Source organism: Limnohabitans sp. Rim8 (genome assembly GCF_945869175.1).
Classification (GTDB): domain Bacteria; phylum Pseudomonadota; class Gammaproteobacteria; order Burkholderiales; family Burkholderiaceae_C; genus Limnohabitans_A.
The window spans coordinates 1-3,472 of record NZ_CAMBNZ010000134.1 but is presented as its reverse complement, the minus strand read 5'-3'; the positions used below and the strand labels follow the sequence as shown (position 1 = coordinate 3,472).

The following is a 3,472-nucleotide window of genomic DNA, read 5'->3' as shown; positions in this document are numbered from 1 at the left end:
GCAAGCCGGCGAACGGGTGCTGCCCATCGGCGTATTCGGTGTCTGGTCCGACGAACTGGTGGTTCAAAGGCGCTCACTGGTCCCGGTGCCATCCCATGCCCCTGTGCTGCAACAAGCCATGCTGGCTGCCAACCCGGCACCGGCTTGGGTGCTCCTGCAGCACCAAGTCACCCTCCAGCCCGGTCAATGGGTCATTCAAAATGCCGCCAACTCTGCTGTGGGTCAATGCACTCGGCAGCTGGCGTCCCACTTGGGCATCCTGTTGATCAATGTGGTGCGCCGACCAGAGGCGGTGACTGCTGAAGAAGGCGGTCACTGGCTGGTGGATGACGGCCAAGACCCTGATGCACTCCAGGAAAGCGTACGCAAAATAACCCAGGGTGAACCCGTCGTGCTGGGCCTGGACGCGATTGGCGGCAAAGCCTCACAAGCATTGGCCTCCAGCTTGAGTCCACAAGGCCGCTTGGTTCTTTATGGCCTGCTGAGCGGTGATCCGTGCAGCATCTCTGCGCACGACCTGATTTTTCGGAACGTCCACGTTCAAGGCTTCTGGCTGGCGAACTGGTTCAGCAACTTCGACAACCGACAAAAGGCACGGACCGTTTACCCAGCCTTGATGGAATTGGCCGCGCAAAACGTGCTGAGCATGAGCGTGGAAAAAGTTTATGAATTGAGCGACGTCCTTGAGGCCATCGCGCACTCGGCACAAACCGGCAGACAAGGCAAAGTGCTCCTGACGGGGGCTCATTTTCAAACTCAAAATACCTAACCAGTTGGTTGATGTTCAGCGATAAAAATAGTGACATTAATTGAAAACATGAATAATTTCTGACATGCGTACATCTGAAGCGATCAGGCAAGCCATGGCAGACAAACCTCTGGGGCGGTCTTTTCAAGTGCTGACTTTTTGCCGGTGGGGGACTCGCGCAGCCGAGGACCAAGCGCTTTTTCGGATGATGAGCGCAGAGATCATCAAACGGGTGACCAGAGGGCTGTATGCCAAAGCCGGTCAGCGTATGGAAGCTCAAACCATTGCCCATGCATTGGCGCAAAAGACCGGGGAGCAAACAAGGCTTGCGCCAGCCGAAGGCACAGATGATCTGCTGGTGGTGCCCACTTCTGGACTGTCGCGCACGGTCAAAGCCGCTGGCCACACTGCTCAATTTTGCCGCATGAGTCAAAGGAAGGTTCAGCTCGCTGCCACCCCCAAGGGCAGGATCTTGCTTGTGTTGTGGACCCGGGGAATGCCAAACCTCACAAAGCTGGAGATCCAGGGTGCCACGGGTGACTGGGCATAGGGAGAATTGCAACTACTCTGCGCTGATCCCGGCGTGGCTGCGAACCGTCATTACGCAAGCCAACGCGCCGCGCAAGTCTGTCAAGATCGGTTTGTCGGGAGCTTATGACTGGTCCAACCCCAACATCAAGGACGATGTGTTGATCGGCAAGGTGCTTGAAAAGCACAAGTTCGAGGATGTGGCGTGAAGTCTCGTGATCTCTACGATTTGGTGGTCCTGACCAGCGAACATGGCTATACCTTCGACGACATTTTTACCTCCATCGATCGTTATCAACCCATCAGAAACAAAGACCCCGAACATTTCAAAAGCGTGGTCACGGGCGTGATCCCGCTGGACAAAAATGATGAAGGTTTTGCCAGCATCCAGCTGAATGTGAAGATGGCTGAAATTTACAAGCACTTCAAAAAACTGATTGACGACTACGAAATAAGGGCCGTCCAGCAGATGCGGCCAAGCCCTTGAACATTGACTGGACCGCTTCGTCACCGCTTCCCTGCGGCACACCCCTTGCATGAACAACAGCAGAACTGCAATGACACCAGCGTTCGCTGAGTCATAGGACAGTGCGCACTTTGGCAGCCATGCCCTGCAAAGTCGGAGCTTGGTAAATCAATTAGCTTTGCAGGCATTATTGAGAATAATGCGATGTTGAATTCTCATCAAGATGCAAAGATCCTACTGGGCAAGAGAGTCTAGTGAGGCAGGTGGTTCTTTTGGATCGCACTACGCCAATGAACTTTGCAAAGAAGGCCTCAATATGCCGCGCCAATGCAGTTTGTTGATGAAAATCGGCCCGTCATTCAGCGACTTCTTGTTCCGATACCAAAGTCCATCCTTGAAGTAATGCCGTGCATTTCATTCTTTGCAGTCGTAACAGCCATTGCGTGCTGGCATATGAAGCGTCCCATCGAACCAAGGTGTTAACTCGAGAATCAGACTCTCAATAGTGGATACAAATCATTATTACAAGCCCACCAGGCTATGGATAGCATCTGCAGTTCGGACCCTCGCCACACCGATGTCGGCTACAGGCTGCAAGCCGCCGTTGTCTGCAGCACATTCATGTGACCGCTTCCGCCCCCGTATCCCGTCATTGGCCAATGGCTTGCATCGGGAAGCACGAATGGCTTCTACGATGGAACTCGCCAAGCGCGTGCTGTGGCGGAACAGAGATCTTTGTGAACGCACAATTGACTACCGCGGATGCGCCATATACAATTGCTATATACTTTTCCTTGGGAGGTCACCATGTCCATCGGTACTGTTTTCGTCAACAACCGTACACAAGCCGTTCGTCTGCCTTTGGACGTGCGTCTACCCGAGGGAGTTCAAAAGGTAGAGATACGCGTCAAAGGTAACGAGCGCGTCATCGCACCCCTAGGCCAAAGCTGGGACAGCTTCTTTTTGGATGGCCCCAAAGTTAGCGACGACTTCCTGCTCGAGCGAGCTACCCAGCACCAGCCGGAGCGGGAGGCGCTCTGATGCGGCGTTACCTGCTGGACACCAACATCGTCATCTACGTGTTGAAGCGGCGGCCTGTCGAGGTGCTTTCTACTTTTAACGCCAACGCCAGCCGCATGGCAATTTCCTCTATCACCCTTGCCGAACTCTTGCACGGTGCGGAGAAAAGCAGCCACGTGAGCGAGAACTTGGCCACTGTCGAAGACTTTTGCGGTCGCCTGGAAGTTCTGCCCTATGGCCCCAAGGCCGCGCAGCATTACGGAGCCATTCGCGCCGCCTTGGAAAAACTCGGCCAGCCTATCGGTGTAAACGACATGCACATTGCAGCGCAAGCTCGCAGCGAAGGTTTGGTGCTGGTGACGAACAACATGGGGGAGTTCGCACGGGTGCCTGCGCTGGAAGTAGAGAACTGGGTTCAAACAGCGCAACCGCATTTTCGGGATTCAAATATCAATTGACACCAGTAATGAAAAAGCCCGGAACTCCGGGCTTTTGGTTATTTGCAAAGTTGAGAAAATTTGCATCACTTCTGAGAACCTACACGATCAAATATCAATGTTCCCCGCCCGCAGCGCGTTGCTCTCGATGAAGTGGCGGCGTGGCTCGACTTCGTCGCCCATGAGCATGGTGAACACGCGGTCGGCTTCGATGGCGTCGTCGATCTGCACGCGCAGCAGGCGGCGCACGGTGGGGTCCATGGTGGTTTCCCA

At 54.4% G+C, this 3,472-nt stretch carries 6 protein-coding genes; 5 read left to right on the top strand and 1 reads right to left on the bottom strand.

Going from position 1 to position 3,472, the window contains the following annotated elements:
- The 5 genes from Q0O19_RS13945 to vapC form a co-directional block, all read left to right on the top strand.
- Positions 1 to 769, top strand: a 769-nt coding sequence (locus tag Q0O19_RS13945; RefSeq protein WP_295523972.1) for a zinc-dependent alcohol dehydrogenase family protein, incomplete at its 5' end; no start/stop codon positions are given.
- A 506-nt stretch (positions 770 to 1,275) separates the two neighbouring features.
- The gene (locus Q0O19_RS13940; protein ID WP_295523970.1) at positions 1,276 to 1,485 is read left to right on the top strand and encodes a hypothetical protein; all 210 of its coding nucleotides are present in this window, start codon (positions 1,276 to 1,278) and stop codon (positions 1,483 to 1,485) included.
- On the top strand, positions 1,482 to 1,763 hold the full coding sequence (locus tag Q0O19_RS13935; protein WP_295523968.1) for a hypothetical protein: 282 nt from the start codon (positions 1,482 to 1,484) through the stop codon (positions 1,761 to 1,763). The genes Q0O19_RS13940 and Q0O19_RS13935 overlap by 4 nt, the downstream gene beginning before the upstream one ends.
- 786 nt (positions 1,764 to 2,549) lie before the next feature.
- Positions 2,550 to 2,783: a type II toxin-antitoxin system VapB family antitoxin gene (gene vapB, locus Q0O19_RS13930; RefSeq protein WP_295523966.1), complete on the top strand. Its 234-nt coding sequence runs from the start codon at positions 2,550 to 2,552 to the stop codon at positions 2,781 to 2,783.
- Positions 2,783 to 3,220 (top strand): tRNA(fMet)-specific endonuclease VapC, encoded by a 438-nt coding sequence (gene vapC / locus Q0O19_RS13925; RefSeq protein ID WP_295523964.1) that lies wholly within the window; start codon positions 2,783 to 2,785, stop codon positions 3,218 to 3,220. Before vapB ends, vapC begins: the two co-directional genes overlap by 1 nt.
- Before the next feature lie 87 nt (positions 3,221 to 3,307).
- Here the strand turns inward: vapC and Q0O19_RS13920 are convergent.
- A partial coding sequence (locus Q0O19_RS13920; protein WP_295523974.1) for a hypothetical protein occupies positions 3,308 to 3,472 on the bottom strand: 165 nt, incomplete at its 5' end.

Bases quoted from the DNA above. Each gene is read 5' to 3' on its own strand.
- vapB (WP_295523966.1), top strand. From the start codon at position 2,550: ATGTCCATCGGTACTGTTTTCGTCAACAACCGTACACAAGCCGTTCGT.
- vapC (WP_295523964.1), top strand. From the start codon at position 2,783: ATGCGGCGTTACCTGCTGGACACCAACATCGTCATCTACGTGTTGAAG.